At 47.1% G+C, this 26,119-nt stretch carries 26 protein-coding genes and 1 tRNA gene; 20 read left to right on the top strand and 7 right to left on the bottom strand.

The window, feature by feature from the left end; translation table 11 throughout:
- Positions 1–4 precede the first annotated feature (4 nt).
- On the bottom strand, positions 5–1,000 hold the full coding sequence (locus tag HMPREF3201_RS03365) for an inorganic phosphate transporter (RefSeq protein WP_062411739.1): 996 nt from the start codon (positions 998–1,000) through the stop codon (positions 5–7).
- The gene (locus HMPREF3201_RS03360; RefSeq protein WP_062411738.1) at positions 993–1,622 is read right to left on the bottom strand and encodes a DUF47 domain-containing protein; all 630 of its coding nucleotides are present in this window, start codon (positions 1,620–1,622) and stop codon (positions 993–995) included. Before HMPREF3201_RS03360 ends, HMPREF3201_RS03365 begins: the two co-directional genes overlap by 8 nt.
- Positions 1,623–1,851: 229 nt before the next feature.
- Here HMPREF3201_RS03360 and HMPREF3201_RS03355 point away from each other — a divergent pair, with 229 nt between their 5' ends.
- The 4 genes from HMPREF3201_RS03355 to HMPREF3201_RS03340 all read left to right on the top strand — a co-directional run bounded on the left by HMPREF3201_RS03355 (position 1,852) and on the right by HMPREF3201_RS03340 (position 5,210).
- Entirely contained in the window at positions 1,852–3,180 is a 1,329-nt protein-coding gene (locus tag HMPREF3201_RS03355) for a nucleobase:cation symporter-2 family protein (RefSeq protein WP_062411737.1), read from the top strand.
- A gap of 50 nt (positions 3,181–3,230) precedes the next feature.
- Entirely contained in the window at positions 3,231–4,340 is a 1,110-nt protein-coding gene (locus tag HMPREF3201_RS03350) for a L,D-transpeptidase (protein ID WP_227163114.1), read from the top strand.
- Between the two features lie 168 nt (positions 4,341–4,508).
- On the top strand, positions 4,509–4,901 hold the full coding sequence (locus HMPREF3201_RS03345; protein WP_062411736.1) for a NifB/NifX family molybdenum-iron cluster-binding protein: 393 nt from the start codon (positions 4,509–4,511) through the stop codon (positions 4,899–4,901).
- A 27-nt stretch (positions 4,902–4,928) separates the two neighbouring features.
- A complete protein-coding gene (locus HMPREF3201_RS03340) occupies positions 4,929–5,210 on the top strand; it encodes a glutaredoxin family protein (protein ID WP_044503346.1) in 282 nt (93 codons plus the stop codon).
- On the opposite strand, the gene bioA is transcribed toward HMPREF3201_RS03340, so the two are convergent.
- From bioA to HMPREF3201_RS03320, 4 genes are all read right to left on the bottom strand, one after another.
- Complete coding sequence (gene bioA, locus HMPREF3201_RS03335; RefSeq protein WP_062411735.1) at positions 5,207–6,553, bottom strand: adenosylmethionine--8-amino-7-oxononanoate transaminase; 1,347 nt, start codon at positions 6,551–6,553, stop codon at positions 5,207–5,209. The genes HMPREF3201_RS03340 and bioA overlap by 4 nt on opposite strands.
- A gap of 13 nt (positions 6,554–6,566) precedes the next feature.
- Positions 6,567–7,235, bottom strand: coding sequence for a dethiobiotin synthase (bioD, locus tag HMPREF3201_RS03330; RefSeq protein WP_062411734.1), 669 nt, complete (start codon positions 7,233–7,235; stop codon positions 6,567–6,569).
- A 16-nt stretch (positions 7,236–7,251) separates the two neighbouring features.
- Positions 7,252–7,818 carry a biotin transporter BioY gene (locus HMPREF3201_RS03325; RefSeq protein WP_062411733.1) on the bottom strand — a complete coding sequence of 189 codons (567 nt, stop codon included), beginning with the start codon at positions 7,816–7,818 and terminating at the stop codon, positions 7,252–7,254.
- A gap of 197 nt (positions 7,819–8,015) precedes the next feature.
- Positions 8,016–8,573 (bottom strand): manganese efflux pump MntP, encoded by a 558-nt coding sequence (locus HMPREF3201_RS03320; RefSeq protein ID WP_062411732.1) that lies wholly within the window; start codon positions 8,571–8,573, stop codon positions 8,016–8,018.
- A gap of 282 nt (positions 8,574–8,855) precedes the next feature.
- On the opposite strand from HMPREF3201_RS03320, the gene HMPREF3201_RS03315 reads away from it, so the two are divergent.
- The 16 genes from HMPREF3201_RS03315 to HMPREF3201_RS03230 all read left to right on the top strand — a co-directional run bounded on the left by HMPREF3201_RS03315 (position 8,856) and on the right by HMPREF3201_RS03230 (position 25,338).
- Positions 8,856–9,629 carry a hypothetical protein gene (locus tag HMPREF3201_RS03315; protein ID WP_062411731.1) on the top strand — a complete coding sequence of 258 codons (774 nt, stop codon included), beginning with the start codon at positions 8,856–8,858 and terminating at the stop codon, positions 9,627–9,629.
- Positions 9,630–9,861: 232 nt separating this feature from the next.
- Positions 9,862–10,434 (top strand): kinesin, encoded by a 573-nt coding sequence (locus HMPREF3201_RS03310; RefSeq protein ID WP_227163119.1) that lies wholly within the window; start codon positions 9,862–9,864, stop codon positions 10,432–10,434.
- Positions 10,435–10,743: 309 nt separating this feature from the next.
- Positions 10,744–11,328, top strand: a complete 585-nt coding sequence (locus HMPREF3201_RS03305) for a GNAT family N-acetyltransferase (protein ID WP_227166857.1) — start codon at positions 10,744–10,746, stop codon at positions 11,326–11,328.
- A 404-nt stretch (positions 11,329–11,732) separates the two neighbouring features.
- On the top strand, positions 11,733–12,131 hold the full coding sequence (locus HMPREF3201_RS03295; RefSeq protein ID WP_062411728.1) for a TerB family tellurite resistance protein: 399 nt from the start codon (positions 11,733–11,735) through the stop codon (positions 12,129–12,131).
- A gap of 22 nt (positions 12,132–12,153) precedes the next feature.
- A complete protein-coding gene (locus HMPREF3201_RS03290; protein ID WP_062411727.1) occupies positions 12,154–13,716 on the top strand; it encodes a hypothetical protein in 1,563 nt (520 codons plus the stop codon).
- Between the two features lie 17 nt (positions 13,717–13,733).
- Positions 13,734–14,738 (top strand): ATP synthase subunit B family protein, encoded by a 1,005-nt coding sequence (locus tag HMPREF3201_RS03285; protein ID WP_062411726.1) that lies wholly within the window; start codon positions 13,734–13,736, stop codon positions 14,736–14,738.
- 769 nt (positions 14,739–15,507) lie between these two features.
- Complete coding sequence (locus HMPREF3201_RS03275) at positions 15,508–16,419, top strand: ketopantoate reductase family protein (protein WP_062411724.1); 912 nt, start codon at positions 15,508–15,510, stop codon at positions 16,417–16,419.
- Between the two features lie 50 nt (positions 16,420–16,469).
- Complete coding sequence (locus tag HMPREF3201_RS03270) at positions 16,470–16,934, top strand: NanQ anomerase/TabA/YiaL family protein (RefSeq protein ID WP_062411723.1); 465 nt, start codon at positions 16,470–16,472, stop codon at positions 16,932–16,934.
- Between the two features lie 33 nt (positions 16,935–16,967).
- A complete protein-coding gene (locus tag HMPREF3201_RS03265) occupies positions 16,968–18,266 on the top strand; it encodes an MFS transporter (protein WP_062411722.1) in 1,299 nt (432 codons plus the stop codon).
- A gap of 196 nt (positions 18,267–18,462) precedes the next feature.
- The gene (locus HMPREF3201_RS03260) at positions 18,463–19,392 is read left to right on the top strand and encodes a sugar phosphate isomerase/epimerase family protein (protein WP_062411721.1); all 930 of its coding nucleotides are present in this window, start codon (positions 18,463–18,465) and stop codon (positions 19,390–19,392) included.
- 14 nt (positions 19,393–19,406) lie between these two features.
- Positions 19,407–20,912 (top strand): FGGY-family carbohydrate kinase, encoded by a 1,506-nt coding sequence (locus HMPREF3201_RS03255; protein ID WP_062411720.1) that lies wholly within the window; start codon positions 19,407–19,409, stop codon positions 20,910–20,912.
- 11 nt (positions 20,913–20,923) lie between these two features.
- Entirely contained in the window at positions 20,924–21,613 is a 690-nt protein-coding gene (locus HMPREF3201_RS03250) for a GntR family transcriptional regulator (RefSeq protein ID WP_082709382.1), read from the top strand.
- Positions 21,614–21,635: 22 nt separating this feature from the next.
- Positions 21,636–22,340, top strand: coding sequence for an L-ribulose-5-phosphate 4-epimerase (locus HMPREF3201_RS03245; RefSeq protein ID WP_062411719.1), 705 nt, complete (start codon positions 21,636–21,638; stop codon positions 22,338–22,340).
- Between the two features lie 210 nt (positions 22,341–22,550).
- Entirely contained in the window at positions 22,551–23,408 is an 858-nt protein-coding gene (locus HMPREF3201_RS03240) for an L-ribulose-5-phosphate 3-epimerase (protein WP_062411718.1), read from the top strand.
- Between the two features lie 23 nt (positions 23,409–23,431).
- Positions 23,432–24,487, top strand: a complete 1,056-nt coding sequence (locus tag HMPREF3201_RS03235; RefSeq protein WP_062411717.1) for a hypothetical protein — start codon at positions 23,432–23,434, stop codon at positions 24,485–24,487.
- Positions 24,488–24,819: 332 nt separating this feature from the next.
- Positions 24,820–25,338, top strand: a complete 519-nt coding sequence (locus tag HMPREF3201_RS03230) for a Panacea domain-containing protein (protein ID WP_062411716.1) — start codon at positions 24,820–24,822, stop codon at positions 25,336–25,338.
- Between the two features lie 276 nt (positions 25,339–25,614).
- Here the strand turns inward: HMPREF3201_RS03230 and HMPREF3201_RS03225 are convergent.
- Positions 25,615–25,690 (bottom strand) — tRNA-Thr (locus tag HMPREF3201_RS03225).
- Positions 25,691–26,119: the final 429 nt, after the last annotated feature.

The raw sequence follows: 26,119 nt of genomic DNA, 5'->3' as shown, positions 1-26,119 counted from the left end.
GTGTTTAGAAGAACAGGTGCTGCAGGATAAAGTATGATAAGGCACCCATGATAGCCGTGCAGGGGATGGTCATGACCCAGGCCGTGACCATCTGACGGGCAACGCTCCAGTGAACGGCTTTGACGCGCTGGGCCGAACCGACACCCATGATGGAGCCGGAAACGACGTGTGTCGTCGATACGGGTAGGTGCAGCAAGGTTGCCGAAAAGATGACGACGGCCGAGTTTAAATCAGCTGCAAAGCCGTGAACGGGGTGCATTTTAAAGATTTTGCCGCCGACGGTGCGGATGATTTTCCAACCGCCGACACTCGTTCCCAAAGCCATGGCCAGGGCGCAGAGGAATTTTACCAAGTCCGGTACTTCCAGGCTGGTGATGAAACCGCCGGAAACCAGGGCCAGGGTGATGATACCCATCGATTTCTGGGCGTCATTGGAACCGTGAGAAAAGGCCATCAGGGCTGCGGATACGACTTGCAGCCGGTTGGCAACTAAGTTTACTTTGGCCGGTTTAAAAGAATGGCAGACCATGAAGATGATCTTCATGATGATGAAACCTGTAATGATAGCTGAAATCGGAGAGATGATGAGGGACAAGACGATTTTTATGATCCCCCAGCCGTTGAGGGCTGCTGCGCCGGCAGACACGAGGATGGCACCGATCATTCCGCCGATGAGAGCGTGAGATGAGCTGGACGGCATGCCGACCCACCAGGTCAGGAGGTTCCAGACGATGGCGCCTACGAGGCCGGCAATGATGATCATTTCATTGATCAAGGTCGGTGAAACGACGATGTCGCCGCCGATAGTCTTAGCGACACCGGTGGAAATCATGGCGCCGAGGAAGTTTAAGATGGCCGTGCCGACGATGGCGACGCCGGGCCGGATGGCGCGTGTCGATACGCAGGTAGCAATGGCATTGGCCGTATCGTGGAACCCGTTGATAAAGTCAAATACGAGGGCCAAGATGACGACCATGATGATGAGCGACGTATCAAGCATACTTCATGGTCACCTCTTTAACAGTATTTGCCAGGGTTTCGACGTTGTCTGATGCTTCTTCCAGCGTCCCCAGGATGTCTTTCCAGCGGATGACATTGAGCAGGTCCTTTTCTTCGCCGCTGAATAAGCGGGAAATTTCCTGGCGGTAAAGATGGTCGATTTCTGATTCCAGGCGGTTTAAGCGTTCGGCATGCCGCATGAGGTTGGCTTGGTTGCGGTCAATGTCCTTTAAGAGCTCAAAAATATTATTCATTTCTTCCCCCATGAGGACGAGCTGTTCGGTCATGGCCACGGCGGCTTCCGGAGCGGAGGTAACGTGGTACATGCTGGTACGCATTAAAGCGCCCTGCAGGGAGTCGATGCTGTTTTCGAGCTGACAGGTTAATTTATAGAAATCTTCGCGGTCGATGGGCGTAATGAAAACGCGGGATAACTTGAAGATGATATCTTGGTTGGTTTTTGATGACTCATGTTCTAATTTTACGATTTCTTTTAAATGAAGGGAAATCGTGGAAACGTCTTGCATAACTTCGTTGGCAATGACAGCACCGCGATGGAAATTTTGGGCGTTTGCTACGAGATAATCGAAGAATTCTTCGTGTTTGTTGCTGATACTGAACATAGTTATTCCTCCTATACAGACATGAAAAACATTATATAAAGGTTACATCAGTATTCTGAAAAGAATGTGTAAAGAATAGGTAAAATATAATGACGTGCTTTGTTTTTTTTTCGGCGATGGTATAATAAAGTCATTGCTATTATTTTCATAACCATACTGCCAATACGACCACGGAAGATCGGTTCGCGATGGTGCTGATTTTTTTTGAACATGAGGTGACCCTTAAGAAATGAACGAAAACCGAAGCGGACAAATTCATCCCGTCGATGAAATGCTGCCGACGGGGCAGCTATTTGCTTATGGGCTGCAGCATGTCCTGGCGATGTACGCCGGGGCCGTTGCTGTGCCTATCATTGTGGCCCAGGCCCTGCATTTATCGCCTATGGAGCTGGTCCATCTTATCAATGCCGATCTTTTTTCCTGCGGCATTGCGACCTTAATCCAGACCCTGGGCTTTTGGAAAGTCGGGGCCAAGATTCCTATGATCCAGGGCGTTACTTTTGCCTCGGTAACTCCGATGATCCTCATCGGGGCTGAACACGGCATCACAGCTATTTATGGCGCGATCATCATAGCCGGTTTGTTTACGTTCTTGATTGCTCCGTTCTTTAGTCGTTTCATTCGATTTTTCCCGCCGGTCGTTACCGGGACGATTATTACGATTATCGGGATTACCCTCCTGCCCGTAGCGGTAAACTGGATGGGCGGCGGAAATCCCAAGGCCCCTGATTTTGCTTCGCCGATGAATTTATTCCTCGCTTTCATTACTTTAGTTATTATCATCGCCATTTATCGCGGCGGCAAAGGCTTTTTGAGCAATGTCTCGGTCTTGTTAGGCCTCATTGGCGGCACGATCATCGCCATGGCTTTAGGGCAGACCGATTTTTCGGAAGTGGGAAACGCTTCCTGGTTCGGCCTGGTTACGCCCTTTTCCTTTGGCCTTCCGACCTTTGACATCGGCTCCATCTTATCGATGATGGTCGTCATGATCGTCACCATGGTAGAGACGACGGGCGACTGTATCGCTATCGGTTCGATCGTAGGTACGCCCATCGGACGCGACCGCCTGTCCCGCTGCCTGCGGGCTGACGGCTTATCGACGGTTATCGGTGGTATCTTAAACAGCTTCCCCTACACGGCCTTTGCTCAAAACGTCGGTTTGATTGCCGTTACCCGGGTCAAGAGCCGCTTCGTCGTCGCTGCTTCTGGTATCATCCTCATTGCGCTGGGACTCTTCCCGAAGATGGCTGCCGTCGTAGCTTCCATCCCGAATGCCGTCTTAGGCGGCGCCGGCGTTGCCATGTTTGGCATGGTCATCGCTAGCGGTATCCGGGCCTTGAGTAAGGTCGAATTTGACGGCACGTATAACCTGATGATCGTTGCCGTCAGCATCGGCGTCAGCATGATTACCCTGACGGCGCCGAATTTCTTCCACAGCTTCCCGTCGTGGGCCAATATCGTTCTCCACAGCGGGATTACCTTGGGAAGCATTACGGCCGTCCTGCTCAACCTGATCCTGAATGGATTCGGCAAGGACGATGAAATCGATGGTAATTAAACAACTGTAAATGAAAGTAAATTAGTTTTACCTGAAAGTGAGGGATTTTTTTGCTGAAGAAAATGGTGGCCTTGACCTGTGCCATGGCATTGAGTACAGGCGCGGCTTGGGTACATGCAGAGGAACTTAAGACGGCACCGCCTCCTTTTGCGGTTAAGGTTGAAATAAAACCGGCAGCTGCACCGCAGAGCAACGATACGTCTGCCCCGCAGGCGGCAACCCAGACTGTTTCCGAAGCCCAACCGAAGCCCGAACAGGCTGTGAAAAAATCGACGGAGAAAAAGATCGGCGTCAATATAGCCAGCCGCATCCTGACCCTTTATGAAGGCGATACCAAAATCAAAATGTATCCCGTCGGCGTAGGCCGGACGTCGACCCCGACTCCGACGGGTTTTTATAAGGTACAAAATAAAGAAGTGAACCCGACCTGGATCGACCCGGACGATACGAGTATCCAAATTGCCTCCGGTCCGGACAACCCCATCGGCTATCGATGGATCGGGTTTCATGGTAATTACGGCATCCACGGGACGAATAATCCCGGTTCTATCGGCGGCTACGTTTCCAATGGCTGCATCCGCATGAAGGAGCCCGATGTAGAGGATCTGTATCAATACGTATCGATTGGAACGCCGGTCACGGTATATTATGATCGCCTGGTCATCGATGTCAGTCCGGATCATGCCGTATCGTACTATGTCTATCCCGATGGCTATGGTTGGCAGGCACTCAGCGTGGCCCAAGTAAAGAAAGCCCTGGCCGGCTATGGCGTAGAAGACTTTGCCGAGTTCAAAGAAATTTCAGATAAAATCAATCGTTCTGACGGCAATGTGACCTACGTTGCCAAAGCTTATGACTTGGTCGTCAATGGAACGAAACTGGCGAAACGAGCGCTTGGTAAAGATGAGCAAATCTATTTACCGTCGGTTGCCGTTGCGACCGCCCTCGACCTGGATTTACGCTGGAATCCTCAGCAGGGGATTTTGACCAGTCCCTACGGGATTGCGCCCGGTTATGTAAAGAGTGACGTCGTCTATGTAAACGCGGCCGACGCCTATTCCTTATTCCATTTGAATGGCAGTTTAACACCGGACTACGTCTATAATATGTATTCTGTAAAAGGCAATAAAACTCCGACCGTCGTCATTTCCCGCGGCTGACGTAAAAAGGCTGTGAAGAAAGGGAGAATCCCTTCTTCACAGCCTTTTGTTTTTGTTGACAAATACTGACATATGTCATATACTTAGAAAAAGATTGATGACATATGTTGAAAATGAAAATATAAAAACTTTGTTAAGTTATAGCGCATTTAAGGAGAATCTGATATTATGAGGATAGCTGTTACCTATGAAAATGGTGATGTTTACCAGCATTTCGGTCATTCATCGCAATTTAAACTGTATGAGGTTGAAGACGGCCGTATTGTCGAGGCTCATATCGTCGATACAGAGGGACAGGGACACGGTGCCTTGGCATCCTTTTTAACGTCTCTCGGCGTCCATACGGTCATTGCCGGCGGTATCGGAGACGGTGCCAGACAAGCTTTGGCCAAGGCCTCCATTCAGCTGTATGGCGGTGTCTCCGGAAGTGCCGATGAGGCCGTAAAGGCTCTTTTGGCAGGAACCTTGGAATTCGACCCCAATCCATCCTGCGGCCACCACGGCCACGAAGGCGGTCACCATGACCACCATGACGGATCTCATCATTCTCATGCCCATTGATTGTTTCCCTGAAAGGAGCGGATTATCTTGAAAAATATTACTGCTTTTTACTTACATAGCTGCCCGTACTGCAAAGGTGCCAAAGAAGCCCTTGCCGAACTGATTGAGGAAAATCCGGAATACCGTAAGGTTACCGTTGACTGGTATGAAGAAACGGAAAATCCGGAAGCTGTAAAAGGCCATTCCTACTACTACGTACCGTCCATGTTCATCGGCACGGAAAAACTCTATGAAGCGCAGCCCGGTCAGTCTTACGATGAAATTAAAGCCCACGTAAAGGCCGCTTTAGACGCAGCACTGACGGCTTAATCGTCGCCCAGTACGGCGTGGACGGCCTCTGCACAGCGACGGACGGCTTCGTCCATGGTTTCTTTTTCAATGGTCAGAGGGGGATTGAAGTACAGGATGTCGCCAATGGGGCGCAGTACCAATCCCAGATCCATGGCTTTACGGAAAATGTGCCAGCCGATTCGTTTTTCTGCATTGAAAGGACGTTTACTTTCTTTGTCCTCAACTAATTCAATCGCGTTGATCAAGCCAATGTGGCGAATTTCGCCGACGTTGTGATGGCTGCCGAGAGCAGCATCTAGCTTTTCATGAAGGTAGATGCTTTTCTCGGCAGCTTTTTTTAATATGTCATCACGCTTCATGATGTAAAGTACGGCGAGGGCTGCCCGACAGGCCAAGGGATTGCCGGCATAGGTGTGACTGTGAACGAAGGCCTTATGGGTGTTGAAATCACCATAAAAAGCCTGGTAAACGGCGTCGGTCGTAATCGTCAGTGACATGGGGAGATAACCTCCGGTGAGGCCTTTTGAGGTGCAGAGGATGTCCGGGCTGATGCCGGCGTGCTCGATGGCAAACATCTTTCCGGTCCGGCCGAAGCCGGCGGCGACTTCATCGTCGATGAGGAGGACGCCGTACTGGTCACAGAGTTTACGCAGGCGCCGTAAATATTCCGGCGGATAGATCCGCATACCGGCAGCACCCTGGAGAATCGGTTCGACGATGAGGGCGGCCGTTTCCTTGCCATAGGCGGCAAAGGCCTTTTCGGCACCGATGAAGCATTCGCAGTCACAGTTTTCACGGGTTCGGCCATAAGGACAGCGGTAGCAGTCGAGACCGTCGAAGTGGATGTTGTGCATCATCATCGGTTTATACATCTGAGCATAGAGGTCCATGCTGCCGACGGACAAGGCGCCGATCGTTTCGCCGTGATACGATTCGGACAGGCACATGAAGCGCTGCCGTTTCGGGTGCCCTTTCTGATACTGGTATTGGAAAGCCATTTTCAAGGCGCATTCGACGGACGAAGAGCCGTTGTCGGTGAAATTGAAATGGGTCAGGCCTTTTGGCAGTAAGGGCTGCAGCGTTTGACACAGTTCGATGGCCGGGCGATGGGAAAAGTTGGCAAAGATGACGTGCTCCAATTTATCAAGTTGATCCTTGATGGCTTCGTTTATTTCTTCATTACAGTGGCCTAGGAGATTGCACCACCAGGAACTGATGATATCGATATATTCTTTGCCGTTCGTATCGTAGAGATAACAACCCTTGCCGTGATCGATGACGACTGGCGGGAAGACTTCGGCATCTTTCATTTGTTGAGCCGGGTGCCAGATATATTTTAAATCGGCTTCGAGTAAATTCATGTAAATGTCCTCCTCACTGGTATAACTGAATCAATTGGTTGGTATCGGCGTCAATGATTTCATCATTATCGGCGACGACGGCCAAGATCGGTTTGTGGCTTAACTTTTCAATCATGCGGAGATTGTCCTTTTCCATTAGGCTTCCTGTATAGTGGTTGACGATAAAGCCCTGAACGGGGAGCTGCTTTTCTTTCATATAAAAGGCCGTCAATACGGCGCCGTTAATCGTGCCGAGGCCGGCTGGGCAGACGATGAGGGACGGCAGATGGAGCCAGTGAATGACGTCTTCCAATTGGAAAAATGTCTGTTCATCGTCGCGAAGGGGGCAGATGATGCCGCCACTTCCTTCGACAGTGACGTAGGGGTAACGGGCCGTTACCTTTTGCCAGTCACGGAGGACGACTTCTTTTTCAATCGGTCGTTTTTCCCAGCGGGCGGCTAGATGCGGCGATACGGCATGGCTGTAGAGATACGATAAGAGTAGTTCCGGATCTTCTCCTATGGCTGCGGTCTTGTTAACGAAACCAGCATCACTGTCGGCGACAGTCGGGGCTCCGCTGATAGCGGCCTTGTAGTAGCCGACATCGTGACCTTGTTGGCGCAGGGTCTTGACTAAGAGGGCCGTTACGTAGGTCTTGCCGATGTCGGTACCGGTCCCGGTTATAAATAATCCTTTACTCATGTGAATGAACTCCTTTCTAACGCGGCAGGCTCCGCTGTATTTGACGGGTCAGAAAGGCCGCGACAATACATAAAAAGATGTCGCCGGGGATGGGCAATAAGAAACAGTAAATGAATAAGGTCCACAGACTGATCGGCGTGCCTAAATAGAGATTATTGATCATCGTCAAGTAGGCCATGCCGGCAGTGTAAATGACGATCAGGCCGGCGAAATTGGCCATGAGCAGGTCTTTTAATGTCGGTTGGGAACTTTGGTGAGCTAAATAACCGGTTAAGCCGGCGCCGCCGATGAATCCCAGGAGATAGCCGAAGGTAGGCTGGAAAATATAGGATGGACCGCCGCCAGAGGTAAAGACCGGCAAACCGACTAATCCTAAGAGGACATAGACTCCGACGGAAGCGGCACCGCGACGGCCGCCTAAGATGGATCCGGCCAGGGTAGTGAACAATAATTGCAATGTAAAGGGACAGAAGGGGACCGGGATGCGGATGAAGGCTCCGATGGCGATTAATGCCGTAAACAATGCGAATAGAACCAAGTCCCGCGTCGTATAGCGGCGGGCAGACAAGGCAGATGAAGACATGAAACCACTCCTTTTTATATAATTGTAAACCAAAATATTTTGTGATTTGGTTCACGATAGTTATGATTATACGAGGTTACACTATTATTGTCAATCTATTATTTATTGATTTGGTTAACAATAAGGACGAGAAAAAGACGCAGCAACGATAAGGTTTGCTGCGTCTTTTTAGGAGCGATACGAAAAATTACCCTTCATTATATGATTCCCAGTCCCTGGAGAAGAATCTTCACCCCGATGAGAATGAGGACGATCCCGCCGACGAGCTCGGCCTTACTCTTATAATGATTCCCAAACAGACCTCCGGCCTTTATGCCGACGGCGGAGAACAGAAAGGTTGTGACCCCAATGATCGTAACGGAAGGGATCAATTGTATGTTCATGAAGGCGAAGGTGACGCCGACGGCTAAGGCATCGATACTGGTCGCAATGGCCAGCATCAGCATCGTATATGGCTTGAGGGAAGGACTACAGCTGCCGCTGGCCTCCCGCGACTCTTTTATCATATTGAGACCAATGGCGCTCAAGAGAATGAAAGTAATCCAATGGTCATAAGCGTCGATTAAGTCGATAAACAAGCTGCCTAAAACATAGCCGATGGACGGCATTAAGGCCTGAAAAATACCAAACCACAAACCGACGATCATCATATGATGCCATTTGACATTGCGAAGGGATAAGCCTTTGCAGATAGATACGGCAAAGGCATCCATCGATAAGCCGGCAGCCAATAATATTAAATCCAGTATACTCATTCTGTATTCCTCTTTCGTTCCTGACTACAAGATAGACTGCAATTTACTAATTATAAAAGATACGGCTGCAGATGTCAACGGAAAGGGGTGGTGAAATGGAAGCTCCACGATCTCGGCAGATGATGGAGATAAGTAAACATGAAGGTTGTCGTTTACGAGACATGAAGGGGGGATACACTTATTGGGTAAACTCGTATAAACCGGAATAAGAACTATTGTTTTCCTTTAGTAAGGGGCGTATAATAGGGAGCTGCAGGAAGTAAACAAAGGGAGCGATTAAGTATGAAAAGATTAGTGAAACATATGGTACTGTGTGCCTTGATGACGATGAGTGTATCGACGGTCTGTCTGGCTGAAGACGCGGAAGCAGCTTCCGATGCGCCTCAGGTTACGACGACGGCAGACGCTACGGCTTCGAATCCGGTCGTCAGCGAATGGCTCTCACCGGCTGCCGGTGAATGGTACAATACCAAAGGTGATTTGGTCATGACCATCGAGGGAGCGACGATTAATGGGTCAGCCGTTACGGACGCTGAAAACTATACAGACGGCTATCCGCGTAAAGGCACGTTTACGGTTCATGAACAAGCCGGCAACCGATCCATGACCTTGGACCTCATGGGCCATAAATCGCATCAGTACCTCATCGTGGACAATACGATGCCTTTGCGGCGGTCTCTTCATGGCGATCACTATGAATCCATTGGCAGCGTTTACTTAGGGATGACGCAAGCTGATTTGGAAGCTGCCTATGGACAAGCCGACAGCAGTGCCGATGACCAGGGGACGGCCCGCCTTATTTTCAGCAGCCACCATATGGACGTTTACCTTCAGGCCGGCATTGTCATCGGTATCCGAATCTATGAAGGCAGTGATTTGAAGTTTGATAAGTCGGGATTAGGTGTGTCGGATACGGCAGCTGCCTATGCCAAGGCTTATAGCTGGGAAACGACACCGACGGTGCCGACCGATGCTGCGGCAATTTCTCAAGCATATAAACTTCCGCAAGGCGAATACTTGCGGTTTGGACAGAATTTCGTACAGCTTTCCATTTAATGACGTTTAATGTAATGACTGCCCTTGAGTAATCCTCTTTCTTTGAAATGGCTGAATTTTGATGAACTTTCATGGGAAGGTTGCATTATTCTCTTAGATAGTGTAAACTAAAAGCAAGGAATTTAGATACGTTTCCTCTGTGCTTGTTGGCATGGTTGAGCCCTTTATTTCTTGTGAATATGAGCCTGGTAAATCAAAAAATGGCTGTAGTAAATGCGAGGAGAGAAGACACGTGATTACAACAAAGGATTTAATGGACCGCTACAATATCAAGACCCGTCAAGGCATTATTCAGTTCGTCAAAAAACATTTAGACGAAATTAACCACGACGGGGAAGAACATGCTACGATACAGAAAGGTGAATGGTCTTTTGATACGGAAGCTGTCCGCGTGTTAGACCAGTTACGTGGCCTTCACGACCAAGCGACGATTACCGAGCTGGAAAGTGAAAAAGTGTCCAATGCTCAACAAGAATCGCATAACCTCCGGATTTTACTGCTGAAAACCCAGCAGGACCTTAACACGGCCCAACAGCAGGTCATTACTCTGCAGCAGAGTCTCATTGCCAAGCAGCATGAATTATCTGAAGTGAAGGTCAAGGCTTTGGAAGGTCAACAAAACAAGAATCAGGCAGAAGCCCTTCGCGGTGAAGTTGATCGACTGAAAAAAGAAGGGCAGGCCATTGAGGAAGAGCAAAAACAGCTTCAGGAAAAACTGTCTGCCGCTGAATCAGAACGGGACAGCCTGCGCCAGCAATTGATAGAAAAAGAAAATCAGCCTTGGTGGAAAAAACTTTTTGCGTAGTACGGGTGTGTATTCGTCTTAGAACGTGTCGTGCGTAAAGACAGAACGTGAACAGGGCAGTTTGACCGGCAGAAAATCTGCACGGTCGGCTGCTCTTTTTTTTGTGCCTGTGATCGGCGTAAGGCTGTTTATGGACGGGCAACTCCGGTTGTGCTATACTTTCTTTGTTGTTATTGTACTGGACAGATGTCTATTGCCTGCTGTTTATTTTGTGTAAACCTGTTCGAGAATCGATAAATAACATGAAATACGATAGGACAGCGAAAATTTAGGATGAGGGTAATGTAAACCACGAGGGGAAAGGATTTGATGGTTAAGATGAGTCAGGAAATCATGATTCGTGTTGCGCGAGATGAAGATGCGGCGGACCTTGCCCGGATTTACGCCTATTATGTAAACGAGACCGCGATTACTTTTGAATACCAGGCCCCGGATGTACCAGAAATGGAAAAAAGGAGAAAGACCATCTTGGAACAATATCCGTACTTGGTGGCGGAGAAAGACGGGAAGGTGGTCGGATATGCCTATGCTCATGAATTTTATGGTCGGGACGCCTACGCCTGGTCGGTCGAAGCGACAATATACGTCGATAAAGATGCCAGACGGTCGGGAATCGGCCGCCCTCTTTATGAAGCCTTAGAACAGTCCTTGAAAGATATGGGCATTCTTAACATCAATACCTGTATTGCCGTAACGAACGATTCCGATGATCCTTATGTGACCAATGGCAGCTTTTTCTTTCACCAGCATTTAGGCTACGAGAAAGTCGCCCAGTTTCACCACAGCGGCTATAAATTCGGCCGCTGGTACGACGTCATTTGGATGGAAAAAATGATTGGAGATCACAACGACAATCCGACACCGATTATCCCTTTTGAGGCCGTAAAAGGCTAAACGATATGGCGGATGGGGATAGATGCCTTAACCAGCTGGAACTCCTGACTTTAAACATAAGTAAATTTGAAATCGTCTTTTCTGTTTATGGAGAGGCGATTTTTTTGTTTATCAGGCTTGAGCGCGAGCATTTTAATAAGTATATATGGGAGTTGAATCTGCGGGCAGGACAACTTAACCTTAGGGGGGTATTATTTTCGTAAAACATCTTGTATTTTCGGCACCTATGTTGGGGGTTACCTTTATTTCTGATATAATGAAGATAAATAGTGTTTACCTTTTATGCGGCCTTTTCTCGATCGCCTGTCCGCAGTCATTGGGACGTCAGATATTTCTTTTGGTTCTTTTAATGAAATCATTGCGATTTTATGTTCTTTACGAACTTATCAAAAGGAGGAGCGACCATGTTTTTAGGACATTTCAGTAAGGATGAACAGGCAAGCTTTTTAAATTTAGCGTATACGCTGATGTATGCTGACCATGAAGTGAAGGACGACGAAAGAGAGCGATTTCAGTTGTATCAAACGGAAGTAGAGGCGGATATCACCCAGGCCGAGGTCGTCGATTTTGTAGCAGAACTTGCGAAATTCCAGAATCTCGACCTGCTGAAAAAGAAGATGCTCCTCTTTGAGCTGCTGGGCATTGCCTTTGCCGATGCGGAATATGCTGAAGATGAACGAGTCTTGATGGAACAGGCCGCCGCCTTCTTATCGGTGTCACCTGTCGATATGGAACGGATGATGACCCTGGTACAGGATTTGGCACATATCTATCAGGAGGTAAATGAAGTCATTATGCGCTAGTTGACCGTACAGAGGTAGACGGATGAACAAGAAAAGGAAGTCTAAAGAAGACAAATCAACTAAAAAATTGAAGATAGATACGGCCATTTCAGGGATCACCAATGCGGGAATGGCTGAGGATATACTCCTCCATGGTGCCGCCGGCAAGGAACACATGGTGGCCTATGAAGGGTTTGACCATGAAACGGGAATCGCCCTTAAACGCGGACTAAAGGATATTTCTAAGAGCAAAGTAAATCCCCAATACAGGGAGCAAAACCTCAAACAGCAGGCCGGATTTTCGGCAGAGGTAAAGGAGACGGCTCGTGAAAATGCCGATCGAATCCTCAAGAAAGATGGGACACGAAAGGTGCGGACCGATGATATCGGTCGTGTAAACGACCCCTTGTATGACCATGTAGAACTGGATGCCAACGGCAATGTAATCCCTGGGTCGGGCTCGCAGATGAAGTTCGTCGGAAAGAATCCGAAAGAATGTCTGAATAAGCTCATGTCCGGAAAATATAAAAAATATCGCGATGCCAATGTAACCATGGAAGTTCCGTCTGATTTCTACGATGGAGTCTGTCAAGAAATTGACAAAAACGTTGCCGATTTGAATAAACAAGTAGAAGCGGCCAAACGTCAGGGAAAAATGGCAGTTGCCAAACAAAAACAGGCCCAGATCGATGACTTGAAACGGACTCGGCAGAATTTGAAAAAATCCCGTGTTTCCCAGTCTGATGCCATGGAGGCAAGAAAGAATCCCCGCCTGTCTACGGCCAAAGATATTCACCGTCTAAGCCATGATGCCGGCGTCAATGCTGCTAAATACGGAGCTGGTATCGGCGGAACTATCAGTGGACTGCAAAATGCCATTTGTGTACTGCAAGGCAAAAAAAGCCCGTCAGAAGCTTTTCGAGATACGGCTGTAACGACGGGAAAGGCAGCAGCGAATGCTTATGTAACGGCTTATGGCAGTACAGCGGCTATTGCGGTCATGAGAAATGCCAGTCAATCCTTTGTCAGAACCTTGTCGAGAACGAATTTACCGGCTCAGATTGTCTCCACGGCCGTCACCTCAGCTGATACGATTTGGCAATGGATGAACGGCAAGGTTACGGGAACGGAATGCCTTGAAGAGATGGGGAAGAATGGATTTGCCATTTCATCCTCGGCGGCTTATGCAGCGGCAGGTCAACTGTTGATTCCCATTCCCGTTGTAGGCGGACTTGTTGGCGGCATGGTCGGCTATTCCTTAGCCAGTGCTTGCTACGGTGAATTGATGACCGCTTTGAAGGATGCTAAGCTTGCCCGAGAAGAGCGAATCCGGGTAGAACGTGAATGTGAAGCGGCTGTTGTGGCCATCCGCCAATATCGTCAAGAGATCAATCGCATTGCCGAACGATACCTTGCCGAATATCGGAACACCTTTGAGGCTGCCTTTGCCGATATGAAAAACGCCATGAGAATCGGTGATATCGATGGCTTTATTGCCGGGGCCAATACCATTACGCGTAAATTGGGTGGAACGACGAATTTTGATTCATTTGAAGAATTTGACCGACGGATGAACGATCCGGAGCCATTTAAATTTAAGTTTTGATAAAGGAGGATAAGACAATGCCTATCCCTATTTTACTTGGGCTTGGAGTGGTTGCCGGTGTTACCGGTGTTGCCAAGGCTGTTGGTGCCAAACAAAAAAACGACGAGGCAAAGGATGTAAACGAGAAAGCCAAGCATATTTACGATAACGCCAAATCGAATGCCAATAAGGCACGTCAAGCGGCAAATGAAGCCGTCAAAAACTTAGGACAGCTTCGAATAGATACACTGCAGAACGAAATCTCCCAGTTTATGAACTCCTTTAACCAGATTCATCATCTGGAAGCTTCCTTTTCCAAAGACTTTGGCGGTCAGCTGAAATGGAATAAAGAGGAATATTTGAAAATGAAGGAATTGGAGACCCTTTCCTTCTCCATGGCCTCAGGGGCCTTTAAAGGATCGGCTGCCGGTGCCGTAACTGCCTTTGGTGCCTATGGCGGTGCCATGACTTTTGGCGCGGCGTCGACGGGTACGGCCATTGCCAGTTTAAGCGGAGCCGCTGCGACCAATGCGACACTGGCCTTCTTAGGCGGGGGCTCCCTGGCGGCAGGCGGACTTGGCGTTGCCGGTGGTACCATGGTCTTAGGCGGCCTGGTGGCGGGACCGGCCTTAGCGGTTTTGGGCTTTACCTTGAGTGCTAAGGCATCGGCTAACTTAGATAATGCGCGAAGCAATTTGGCCAAGGCCCGAGAAATCGCCGAATCTTTGGCGACGGTGAGAGATACCTGCTATCATATCCGTGACGTTGCCCAGGAGTATGCGAAAACGCTTCGGAAGTTGAGACCCCTCTTAGCTTCTTTGACGGAAGAGCTGCAACAAGTAATTCGGGATTACGGAACGGATTATAGGGCGTACTCGACAAATGCCAAACACACCGTTGCCGCAGGTATGGCCATTTTCCAAATCATTGCACCGATTATTGGCACGGCTATCATTACCAAAGACGGGGCTGTTAGCAAACGCGCGCGGCAGATTATCAACGGGACGAAAGAACGACTGACGGAAGTAAGGCAGCTGCTATAATGATGACCTTTCCTTGTATTCAGTGCGGCGAATGCTGCCGTCATGCCGGAGAGGTCCCTCAATTAGCTACCAAGGTTGATACGGATGGCGTCTGTCGATATCTCGATAAAAGGACGAATCGCTGCACTATCTATGATATGAGGCCGAAGGTGTGCAACGTTTCCTATATGTATCAGACCTACTTTAAAGCCCAAATGACGGAGGGGGAATTTATCCAAAAGAATCTGCAGGTTTGCTGTCATTTAAACAGGGCTGCCGGAAAAATAGCAAATGTTGAGCGATTAGAGACTATCTTAGAACATTTTAATCCCTAGCGGAGCCGGCGATATTTGGCGGGTGTGAGCCAGCAGATCACATATCACCTCTTGGTATTCTTGCCGGATATAACTTCATAATTGCAGAGATTGCGGTAAGCATCGTAATCTTTTCGACGATCAAAACAGAGCAGGCGGTTGCGTCTGCTCTGTTTTGTATGCTCATCATGCCGACGACGAAGGCCGCTTCTGGTGCGATGATACTTTACGAAACGGTGGCTGGCTTTTCAAGGGCAGTATATTTTGTCGAGTAGGGAGGCGGACCCATTCAAAAGGCTTTGTCAAGTCTTTGAAGAATGAATTCGATTTAAGCAAGGTCTGAAAATAAAGATTCCACTTTTGCATACCTGGTATGATTTTGTTTGACAGTATACCGGAATCCCGGTATACTAATGTCAAAGGAAACACACAAATGTAAACCGCATAGCAAGAATAGAACAGGGAGGTTCTTTTTTATGAAAATTGCAGTTATTGGTGCAGGTGCCATGGGAAGTATTTATGGCGGCAGATTATCTCAAAAGAATGACGTTTTCATGATTGATAAAATTGAAAATGTTGTGAATACGATTAATCAGGACGGCATCACCTTAGTGGAAAATGGAGAAGATCATGTATTTCATCCTAAGGCCGGTACTTCGTCGGAAGGGCTCGGAGAAATGGATCTGATCATTCTGTTTGTAAAAGCCCTTTGGTCGAAAGCTGCTTTAGAAGAAAATAAAGCACTGATTGGTCCGAATACCTATGTCATGACCTTACAAAACGGATCGGGACATGAAGATATTTTAAAAGAATTTTGCCCTCTTTCCCATATCGTCATTGGCACAACTGAAGATAACGGAGCCATCTTAGGCGCCGGAAAGATCCGCCACGGCGGCGTCGGAAAAACGAATATCGGTATGCTGACAGACGACACGGAAGGCTTCCTTAACCGTTTGAAAGCTACTTTGGATGAAGCGGGATTTAAAGCTCTCATTCATGACAATATTCAGCAGTTGATTTGGGACAAGCTCTTCACCAATATTTCCTTGAGTGCTGTAACCGGTATCTTAGGCGTAAAAATGGGCTTTATTGCCGGCAACGAACATGCTTGGAATATGACTAAACAATTGGTTTCCGAAGCCATGGAAGTCGCTCATGCTATGGGGCTTTCTTTCGACGAAAAAGAAATGCTTGAACGAATTCACAAGACGTCAGAAGCCAATCCTGAAGGGGAAACATCGATTTATGCTGATTTGAAAAATGGACGTCGTACGGAAGTCGATACGATTAGTGGTTCCGTCGTGAGAGCAGCTAAGAAATATAATGTTGCTGTTCCGACACACACGTTTTTAGTAGAAATGGTTCATGCGATGGAAGGTCGCAATTAATATAATGAATCAAAAAATATATTTTAATAATTAATTGGAGGGGTATTATTATGATCGTTTCGTCTCTTTATGCAAACAACAGAAGTATTGTGTTCCCGAGTGCTATTGAAAAGGCTCTTGAATATTTAAAGAGCCATGATTTCACCACGATGGAACCGGGCGTGTATGAAATTGAAGGCAAAGACATTTACGCTCAGGTCTTTGACGCAGAAACGCAGCCCGTTGAAAAACAACGCCCTGAAGTGCATGAAAAATTCATCGATGTTCAGTTCTTAGCCTCCGGTAAAGAACGCCTTGGTTTTACTCCCGACACCGGCAACTATGAAGTCGCCGAACGTATCGACGAACGGGATTTAATTTTCTACAAAGAAGTAAAAGATGAAGGCTTTATTGAAGCCCGTCCGGGAACTTTCAGCATTTTCTTCCCTGAAGATGTTCATCGTCCGGCCTGCATCTCGGGTGAATCGATGGTCGTTCGAAAAGTAGTTGTAAAAGTTAGCCTGGCCTTACTGTAAGAGGCGATGGAAGATAAGAGAGGTTGATACACAATGAGTGAACTTGCACAAAAAATCCCTATGGGGCGTTGGCTGAGAATTCTGCCCCCGATTATGATTGTATGCATTATTTCCTATATGGACCGTGTTAATATTGGCTTTGCTATGGCTGGCGGCATGTCTGATGAACTGGGTATGACAGCTAGTGTGGCTGGGCTCGCAGCAGGTATTTTCTTTATCGGCTATCTTTTCTTACAGGTTCCTGGCGGGGAGTTCGCTGCCAAACGAAGCGGTAAGAAATTTATAAGCTGGACGATTGTTTTTTGGGCAATTATTTCAATTTTGACTGGCTTTGCAACGGATGTAACTCACGTATTGATTTTAAGATTCTTATTAGGTGTTGCTGAAGGCGGCATGCTTCCCGTCGTTTTGACCATGGTCAGCATGTGGTTCCCGAATGAAGAACGTGGCCGCGCCAATGCCATCGTTATCCTCTTTGTTCCGGTAGCTGCTATTATCACCGGTCCGCTTTCGGGGTACATCATTTCCATGTCCAACTGGAAATGGCTGTTCATTTTAGAAGGCGTTGTCTCCTTATTGGTTCTTATCCCCTGGCTTCTTCTCGTCAGTGACCGTCCGGAAACGGCTAAATGGCTCGATAAACGCGAACGCGATTATATTACGGGCAAACTTGAAGAAGAAAAAGAAAGCCTTAGTCAGGGCCCGAAACAAATCGCTTCTTTAAAAGAAGTATTGCGTAATGGCACGATGATCAAATTGATCGTTTTGAATTTCTGCTACCAGTGCGGCATCTATGGTTTTGGCCTTTGGCTGCCGAGCCTTTTGAAAAACTTGACCCATTCCGGTATGAACCAGATCGGATGGCTCTCGGCACTTCCCTATGTCGGTTGTGCGATCGGCATGCTTTTCGTTGCCCAGGTTTCTGATAAAACCGGCCGTAGAAAACCGTTTATCGTTATTCCCTTGATCGGCTTTGCCCTCTGCCTCTTGCTCTCCGTTAAACTGTCGAGCATGATTTGGGTATCCTATGCATTCCTCGTCGGATGCGGCTTCTTCCTTCAGGCTGCAGCTGGGGTATTTTGGACGATTCCCCCTCGCCTCTTCAGCCCTGAAGTTGCCGGTGGTGCTCGTGGCGTCATCAATGGTATCGGCAACTTAGGTGGTTTTGCAGGCCCCTATTTGGTCGGCTTGTTAATCCAAATGTACAATTATGATGTCGGCATTTACGGTCTTGTCGTCCTGTTGGTTGTTGGTGCTGCTTTGACGATCAGCCTGCCTTCCAGCATCGATGAAGAAGTTAAGACTGAACAGACGGCACCTGCAACGCACTAGAGCCGGACTTCCATGCTGACCTTTTCCAAGATTACATTTGAAAATTAATGGGATGGCGGCAAGCCTTCGGTTAAACGAATAGTAGAAAGTATAGAAAAGCCACATTCCTTTCGAAAAATAGAAGAGGGACTGTGGCTTTTCTGATATACAGTAAATTTATGAATTCATCTTTTGAAGATATAAGGAGGAACGTGTCATGAGAGAAATTGTACCGTCCATGCACTTTTTAGAAAACTTTATGCCTGTCGTTGGCAATGAACCTTTTGCAGTAAAGATGTTGGAAAAAGCATCGGAAATTCCTTTTTATAAAGCCGTTGAATTGGGCTATATCCGCGATAACGCTTGCCGTAAAGCCGTTCGCCGCATTGCTGAAAATCGTAATTGGCAAGTTACCGCCTGGTGCTCTCCGGTCATTGCCGATGCTGGACTTTCCCTTTCGAGCTTAGATGTAAGTGAACGAAGAAAAGCGGTTGAAATGGCGAAAGAATTGGTCGCTGGTGCGGCTGAATTTGGAGCCCATCGTGTCGGCCTTCAGTCCGGTCCGGATGTCGATGCATCGCTCAGAGCTGATGCAAAAAAAGCATTAATGGACTCTTGCCTTGAGATTTCCGAATTTGCACGTCAGTATGAAAATTTGTATCTTATAATTGAACCCCTTGATCGGTTTGTTCATAAAAAACAACTGTTAGGTCCGATTAAAGAAGTCGTTGAATGGTTTGCTGCTTTGAAAAAAGATGCATCTAATTTCTATATTCATTGGGACAGCGCCCATGAAAAATTAGGCGGCGCTGATTTGCTCGAATCCTTGCGGCTTTCTGCCCCGTTCTTGGCACAATTCCACATTTGCAATTGTGTAACTGAAGAAGGGCACCCCTACCGCGGCGATTTCCATATGGATGTCGGCCAAGCTCCGGACTTTAAGACTTGGGGATACCTTACGCCGGAAGTGGGTGCAGAGATGCTGCGTGAAGCCGCTTCTTTTGATCCCATAGACGGTGTGCCCCGCATGACTTGTGCTCTTGAAGTACGGTCACATTTAGCAGACGATCTTTGGGCTAAGGAACGGTTAATTCGCACCTTCTTGATGCGGACCTTCGACTTAGCCGGGATCTCCTATGATGCCTAAGAGGAGGAATCTTTGTGCGTTATTTGATGGGAATTGATAATGGAGGCACTTTTTCCAAAGCAGCTATTTTCCGTGAAGATGGGGTGCAAATTGCATCGAAGAGTGCTTCCGTTTCCCTTTTCACGCCGGATTCGGGATTTCGCGAACGCGATCTTTCAGAACTTTGGGAAGCTAATGCGGCTGTTGTAAAAAGTGCTATTGAAGCCAGCGGAATTTCGCCAAGCGAGATTGCAGCCGTATCTGTTTCCGGTCATGGAAAAGGCTTGTATCTGGTAGATAAAATGGGAAATCCGTTAGGCAGAGGTATTTTATCTACCGACTGCCGGGCGACAGACCTTGTAAGTCATTGGGAACGAAACGGTGTGGCTGAGAAGGCTAGAAAATATACGTATCAGCCCGTGAGTGCCTGCCAACCTGTCGCCTTATTAGCCTGGCTTAAAGAATATGATCCTGATCTATATCAACAAATCGGGTACGTCTTTTCCGTCAACGACTACATTCGCTTTTGTTTGACGGATCAGCCTTATAGCGAGTACACGGTCGCTTCCGGCAGTGGCTTTGTCGATTTTGAAAAAAAGGGATATACGGAGGAGCTGCTGGCTTTATTCGGAATTCCCGAAATGAGTGGCTGCTTGCCGCCCCTTCTCTACAGCTCCGAATTAGCCGGAAGGGTGACTGCGAAGGGGGCTGCAGCTACAGGGCTTCTTGAAGGAACTCCGGTAGCGGCAGGGATGTTTGATATCGATTCTTGTGGCATTGCCAGCGGTCTTTCTGATCCGGATAACCTTTGCCTCATTGCCGGCACTTGGAGTATCAATGAATATATTTCGGATACGCCTGTTCGCGGCGAAGCTACGACGCGGAACTCTTTCTTCTGCGAACCCGGGCGTTATTTGATCGAAGAGAGCAGCCCGACTTCTGCTGGGAACCTGGAATGGTTTATTCGCTCGCAAATGCTGGAAGAGAAAGCTAAAGCGAGAAATGAAGGCACCAGTATCTATGATCTTACTAATGAGTGGGTCGCCGGCACGGATCCGCAAGTAAATAATGTTGTGTATCTCCCCTTTTTAAATGGTTCATCTACCGAGGGCGGGGCTAGCGGTGTCTTTTTTGGTCTTTCGGAATCGACGACTAAGAAAGATTTAGTAGCTGCTGTATACGAAGGTGTGGTTTTCTCTCATCGGCGGCATGTTGAAAAATTACTCATGCATCGTTCGTTGCCTAAAAAGATTCGCCTTTCCGGCGGTGTTACCAATTCTGCGGTTTGGACGCAGCTTTTTGCCGACGCCTTGCAGTTACCGGTAGAATCCGTCAAGGGAAAAGAATCAGGGGCCTTAGGCGCCGCTATGGCAGCCGGCGTTGCAGCTGGCATTTACAGCGACTTGACCGATGCCGTGCAGAAAGTTGTTTCGGTCTCCGCTTCAGTTGAACCGCGGGAGAATATGAAAGAGATTTATAATAGGAAATATCAGTTATATTGTCAGTTGGAGGATAGTCTGTCTTCGATCTGGCATAGATAGGATGGGTGATTATGGCAGTTTCGTCTCTCGGCAATTCGCCGGGCATGTTACAATCGCGAGCATATGAATATATAAAGCGAAAAATCTTGAATGATGATATGGAGGTTGGGGTCTACTACTCTGAAACAAAGCTTGCTCAAGAACTTAATATCTCCAGAACTCCGATTCGTCAAGCGCTTCACTGCTTGAGTCAGGATGGCTATATCACGATTGCACCGAGCCGTGGCTTTACACTGCGTCAGCTTACCAGGCTTGATGTCCGAGAAACGATTGAAACGAGGTGTGCCATTGAAGGCTTTTGTACCTATCGGTTAGGCATTCAAACCGATGAAAAGCGCCGCCGCTTCTTTTTGGATATCAACGACGCCTTGGACTCCATGCAGGATGCGATTGATGCGAAGGATATGAAGCGGTTTATTAATTACGACCACCAATTTCACTTGGCAATTGTAAAATCGGCACGAAATCATGAGTTTGATCAAATTTTTCAGCGTCTTATGTATCTCATTCACTTGACGACGAAATCGGCGATCGAAATCCCTGGTCGATTAGAAGAAACGGTTCAGGAACACGTATCGTATGTAAATCTATTAAAGAATAGAGAAACGACCGAGGCATACCATCTTATGATGAAGCACTTAATGATGCCGATTGAACTGTTGTCAGATAATTTTCCTGACGAAGAGGATATGCCTTGGTAAGTACTTTGGGAGGATATAGAACATGTTAGAAGAATTAAAAGAAAAGGTGTATGAAGCCAATATGCTTCTGCCTAAACATAATCTGGTAACCTTTACCTGGGGGAATGTTTCCGGTATCGACCGAGAAAAAGGGCTCTTCGTTATCAAACCATCAGGTGTTGATTATGAGGTGATGAAACCGTCCGACATGGTAGTCGTTGATTTGGAGGGAAATAAAGTAGAAGGCGACCTGAATCCGTCATCGGATACGGAAACGCATCGGATTTTTTATCAAAAATTCCCGGATATTGGCGGTGTGGTACATACCCATTCTCGTTGGGCGACTATTTTTGCCCAAGCTGGGCGGGGAGTTCGGGCGTATGGAACGACGCAGGGAGACTACTTCTATGGAGAAATTCCCTGCACGCGCGATATGACTGTTGAAGAAATCCAATCCGATTATGAGTACAATACGGGCGTCGTTGCCGTAGAACGATTTGAACAGGCAAACCTTGACCCTAATCATATTCCAGCTGTACTGGTTAAAAATCATGGGCCGTTTTGCTGGGGCAAAGATCCTTTGAATGCGGTTCACAATGCCGTTGTCCTTGAAGAAGTGGCAATGATGGCCTTCCATACGGAACTTTTGATGCCTGGCGTTCAAGCGATGCCGCAGGCGCTGCTGGATAAACATTTCTTGCGCAAACACGGTCCCAATGCCTATTACGGCCAAGCTAAGAAAGGCTAAATTTTTATTGCATTCCAGTTCAATGAAAGCTTTATGATGCAGCCGTTGACGTGATGTAAACGCCCAGGAGTAAGTCGATATAAAATGGCGGCTCATAGAGATTCTGATCATAGAGTCCTTTATGGGCCGCATTATTTTTGCGATTTATATGGATTATGGGAGCGTTAGATTCGCTTAATCTCATAAGTATTTACAGGTAGGAGTAGATAGATGAATAGCTATAACTTAGGCCTTTATGAAAAGGCTATGCCCAAAGAGTTATCTTGGATGGAAAAGTTGGAAGCGGCCAAAGCGGCCGGGTTCGACTATATTGAAATGAGTATTGATGAAACCGATGAAAAACTGGCCCGTTTAACGATGAGTGAGTCTGAAAAAGAAGAAATTCGGATGGCAATCAAAAAGACCGGTATTCCCGTCGGATCTATTTGCTTAAGTGGTCACCGAAAATATCCCTTGGGAGACCCGAATCCTGAGAAACAACGTCGCAGTTTAGATATCATGGAAAAAGCTGCAGCTTTGGCTGCTGAGTTGGGAGTTAGAACGATTCAGTTGGCAGGTTATGATGTCTATTACGATGAAGGCACGGATAAAACGCGGGCTGATTTTGAAAAGAATTTAATCACCGCAGTTCACTTGGCAGAACGGAGCGGCGTCCAACTTGGTTTTGAAACGATGGAAACGCCGTTTATGGATACCGTTGAAAAAGCCATGAAGTATGTAAATATTGTCCAGTCGCCATATTTAGGGGTATATCCCGATTCGGGGAACTTAACCAATGCCTCTTTATTATATGGAAAAAGCGTCGTGGATGATATGGAAACGGGACGGGCACATATCGTAGCCGTTCATCTGAAGGAAACCGTTCCCGGTAAATATCGGGAAATTCCTTTTGGAACGGGTCATGTAGATTTTGCTGCCGTTGTCGATAAGGCTTGGAAACTTGGCGTTCGCCGCTATGTAGGCGAATTTTGGTATATTGGCGGGACGCAGTGGAAAGAGGACCTTGCTTTTGCAAACTCGTTCTTACGGAAGTACCTCGATGCAGTACAGAATAATAATGTAAAGTAAAATTTGGAAAGAAGGAATTCAGTATGTTAGATGTGAAGAAAACCGTCGTTGGTGAATTAGAATATTGTTACTCCCTGGCTATGCTGCATTATAAGGGAAAAGATCACTTTTTATGTGCAGCAGAACAATCGGCTCCGTGCTATTTGATCTCGCTTGATGGTAAAACGATTGAAGAAACGATCTGGGAAGGCCCTGGCGGAGCGATGACCATGGTTCAGGTCCCGGGGACCGATGGACAATTCCTGGCGACACGCAAGTTTTATTCTCCGGATAATTCCAAAGAATCCTCTCTGGTCATTGTGACTCCGAAGGCGTTGAACCAGTGGGAAGTTCGCACCCTTTGTGACATGCCTTTTGTTCACCGCTTTGATATTTTACAAGCTCATGGAAAAAAATATATCATTGCCTGCACCTTAAAATCGGATCATCAGCACACCGGTGACTGGCGGTTCCCCGGCAAGATATTAGTGGCAGAATTACCGGAAGACTTATCCTCGTATAATGATGATAACCAGCTCCAGTTCACGCCGATCAAAGAAGGCCTTTTGAAAAATCACGGATATTGTCGTTATACCGATGACCAGGGAAATATGAGCAGCATTGTTTCTTGCGACAATGGTGTTTTCCATGTTTATCCTCCGACGGATACCGATAAAGAATGGCAGTGCGAAACCTTGACTACGGATGCCGCCAGCGACGGCTTGATGGTGGATCTCGACGGAGACGGTGTCGAAGAATTATGTACATTTACGCCGTTCCATGGAAATGAAGTCCGCATCTATCGCAAAGAAAATGGAAAATATGAACTGGTTTATACCTATCCGGAAAAACTGCCCTTCCTCCATGCCTTGTGGGGCGGAGAATTGTGCGGCAAGAATACCTGGGTTCTCGGATATCGTAACGGCGACCGGCAGTTATTGGCGATCACCTATGAAGATGGGGAATATAAGGCCCAAGAATTAGATCGTGGCCGGGGTGCTGCTAACCTTCTCCACTATGTCTATGACAATAAAGACATCATTATTGCCGCTAATCGCGAAAGCAGTGAAATTGCCAGATACGAATTGACTAAGGCTTAACACCATTGGATTAAGCCGAATCGACAAAATAAATTTAAAGCGCAGCAGGGGTCACTGCTGCGCTTTTTCTTTCATGAACTGCGGGCAAGTCCCTTCCTTGTCATCTTCTTTCGGGTAGAAAGGAAAATTTTAGTTTTTTTGTGTTTTAAATGGGAATATGGTAAGATACTGCTGAACGATAATAGAAATGATATAATTTTGGAGAAGATCAGCACTGTTTTTTTACGGTCATCGATGGAACAACATATCTCTGCGCTGTCTCTGGGAAAAGCGTAGAAACTGGCTCTGTGGAAAATCAGAGCGTTACCTTGAATCACTGAAAGGAGAAGACCATGGATGACATTAAAGCTATTGAACGGTATTTAATCGGTCGGTATCTGCAGGAGACGGATATTAGCCTTGCTGAAGTTCCGCAGCGACGAGATGCTTTCTTATATTTGGCTCAGCGGGAAGAATTGGCGGTAATGGGGTGCCCTCTGTATCAGACGGAAATCCTTGCCGGGAATAACGGACCAGTCTTTCCAGCGCTCCCTACCAGAACCGAAGAAGAGATTCAAAAACTGACCTTAGACTGCCTCCAGGGCATGCGAGTCGTCTATAAGGGCTGTCTATTTCCCCAGGTATCACCGGAGGGCATGAACCGGGTCCAGAACGTCGTTATAACCTATAAGGATGTCCCCGACGATGCACTACAGGAGATGGTCGTGAATCAGATTTCGTGGCAGCAGGCCAGGAAATCAGGAAGACCATATAACCTCGAAGACATCCGGCAAGATGCCCGGAGGATACGCCCTTACGACAATGCCTGGGATATGTACTACGATGAAACCTACCCCGGAATGGAGATCTAGTCAATAAAAAGCAAGCCATAGGACTTACTAAGGTGTTGAATATTTTGATGTAAAAAAGCCCATTCAGGGCTTTTTTTTCGTGATAATAAAGAAGCAACATGCAGACGATCCACTATTACCTCACGCGATTGGTAGGTAGGGGCAACAAGCAATCGCGGCAAGGCGATGGAGAAAGACATGCAAACGTTATTTTAGGACAGATAAGGGATAATTATCTCTGATTTTTGCATAAAAAAAGAATCCCGCTATTGAAATAACAGGATTCTAATTAAAATTTGGAGCCACTAATAGGATTCGAACCTACGACCCTCTCATTACGAATGAGATGCTCTGCCAGCTGAGCTATAGTGGCAAGTACTCTTATATTATAGTCATGTGATACCCTGTTGTCAACACTTTTTTTCTCATCGTGAGATATTTCTTTCTGGGAGTGATAAAAATTGGCAAAGGTGAGTGGTTAACTCTCCGTCTGCGTATTGTATATTCCTTGTTGGAGTTGTTTATAAAAGCCTTTGCTGAACTGTTCAGGGCCGATGAAAAGCCGTTATGTATTTCTAGCGTTTGAATGAGATGCGGGAGATTGATTGTGTTGGTTTTGCAAGGAGCTATAAAAATGAATTTTGTATTTTAACTATTAGAGGAAGCAAATAGGGGCAGCAACAGCATTTCTATACATAAACTATTATATGTCCCCTTCTATTTGGAGGGGACATCTTTTTATAAATAAATCAGTTAAAATTTCTGTTTTGTGTTGACAAGCTCCTCGGAGTTTGGTAAGATA

The sequence above is a fragment of the Megasphaera sp. MJR8396C genome, from assembly GCF_001546855.1.
Classification (GTDB): domain Bacteria; phylum Bacillota; class Negativicutes; order Veillonellales; family Megasphaeraceae; genus Megasphaera.
Note: the sequence above shows the minus strand (reverse complement) of the source record. Positions and strands in the feature narration are given on the sequence as shown.

Bases quoted from the DNA above. Each gene is read 5' to 3' on its own strand.
- HMPREF3201_RS03365 (WP_062411739.1), bottom strand. From the start codon at position 1,000: ATGCTTGATACGTCGCTCATCATCATGGTCGTCATCTTGGCCCTCGTA.
- HMPREF3201_RS03360 (WP_062411738.1), bottom strand. From the start codon at position 1,622: ATGTTCAGTATCAGCAACAAACACGAAGAATTCTTCGATTATCTCGTA.
- HMPREF3201_RS03355 (WP_062411737.1), top strand. From the start codon at position 1,852: ATGAACGAAAACCGAAGCGGACAAATTCATCCCGTCGATGAAATGCTG.
- HMPREF3201_RS03345 (WP_062411736.1), top strand. From the start codon at position 4,509: ATGAGGATAGCTGTTACCTATGAAAATGGTGATGTTTACCAGCATTTC.
- bioA (WP_062411735.1), bottom strand. From the start codon at position 6,553: ATGAATTTACTCGAAGCCGATTTAAAATATATCTGGCACCCGGCTCAA.
- bioD (WP_062411734.1), bottom strand. From the start codon at position 7,235: ATGAGTAAAGGATTATTTATAACCGGGACCGGTACCGACATCGGCAAG.
- HMPREF3201_RS03325 (WP_062411733.1), bottom strand. From the start codon at position 7,818: ATGTCTTCATCTGCCTTGTCTGCCCGCCGCTATACGACGCGGGACTTG.
- HMPREF3201_RS03320 (WP_062411732.1), bottom strand. From the start codon at position 8,573: ATGAGTATACTGGATTTAATATTATTGGCTGCCGGCTTATCGATGGAT.
- HMPREF3201_RS03315 (WP_062411731.1), top strand. From the start codon at position 8,856: ATGAAAAGATTAGTGAAACATATGGTACTGTGTGCCTTGATGACGATG.
- HMPREF3201_RS03305 (WP_227166857.1), top strand. From the start codon at position 10,744: ATGGTTAAGATGAGTCAGGAAATCATGATTCGTGTTGCGCGAGATGAA.
- HMPREF3201_RS03295 (WP_062411728.1), top strand. From the start codon at position 11,733: ATGTTTTTAGGACATTTCAGTAAGGATGAACAGGCAAGCTTTTTAAAT.
- HMPREF3201_RS03290 (WP_062411727.1), top strand. From the start codon at position 12,154: ATGAACAAGAAAAGGAAGTCTAAAGAAGACAAATCAACTAAAAAATTG.
- HMPREF3201_RS03285 (WP_062411726.1), top strand. From the start codon at position 13,734: ATGCCTATCCCTATTTTACTTGGGCTTGGAGTGGTTGCCGGTGTTACC.
- HMPREF3201_RS03275 (WP_062411724.1), top strand. From the start codon at position 15,508: ATGAAAATTGCAGTTATTGGTGCAGGTGCCATGGGAAGTATTTATGGC.
- HMPREF3201_RS03270 (WP_062411723.1), top strand. From the start codon at position 16,470: ATGATCGTTTCGTCTCTTTATGCAAACAACAGAAGTATTGTGTTCCCG.
- HMPREF3201_RS03265 (WP_062411722.1), top strand. From the start codon at position 16,968: ATGAGTGAACTTGCACAAAAAATCCCTATGGGGCGTTGGCTGAGAATT.
- HMPREF3201_RS03260 (WP_062411721.1), top strand. From the start codon at position 18,463: ATGAGAGAAATTGTACCGTCCATGCACTTTTTAGAAAACTTTATGCCT.
- HMPREF3201_RS03250 (WP_082709382.1), top strand. From the start codon at position 20,924: ATGGCAGTTTCGTCTCTCGGCAATTCGCCGGGCATGTTACAATCGCGA.
- HMPREF3201_RS03245 (WP_062411719.1), top strand. From the start codon at position 21,636: ATGTTAGAAGAATTAAAAGAAAAGGTGTATGAAGCCAATATGCTTCTG.
- HMPREF3201_RS03240 (WP_062411718.1), top strand. From the start codon at position 22,551: ATGAATAGCTATAACTTAGGCCTTTATGAAAAGGCTATGCCCAAAGAG.
- HMPREF3201_RS03235 (WP_062411717.1), top strand. From the start codon at position 23,432: ATGTTAGATGTGAAGAAAACCGTCGTTGGTGAATTAGAATATTGTTAC.
- HMPREF3201_RS03230 (WP_062411716.1), top strand. From the start codon at position 24,820: ATGGATGACATTAAAGCTATTGAACGGTATTTAATCGGTCGGTATCTG.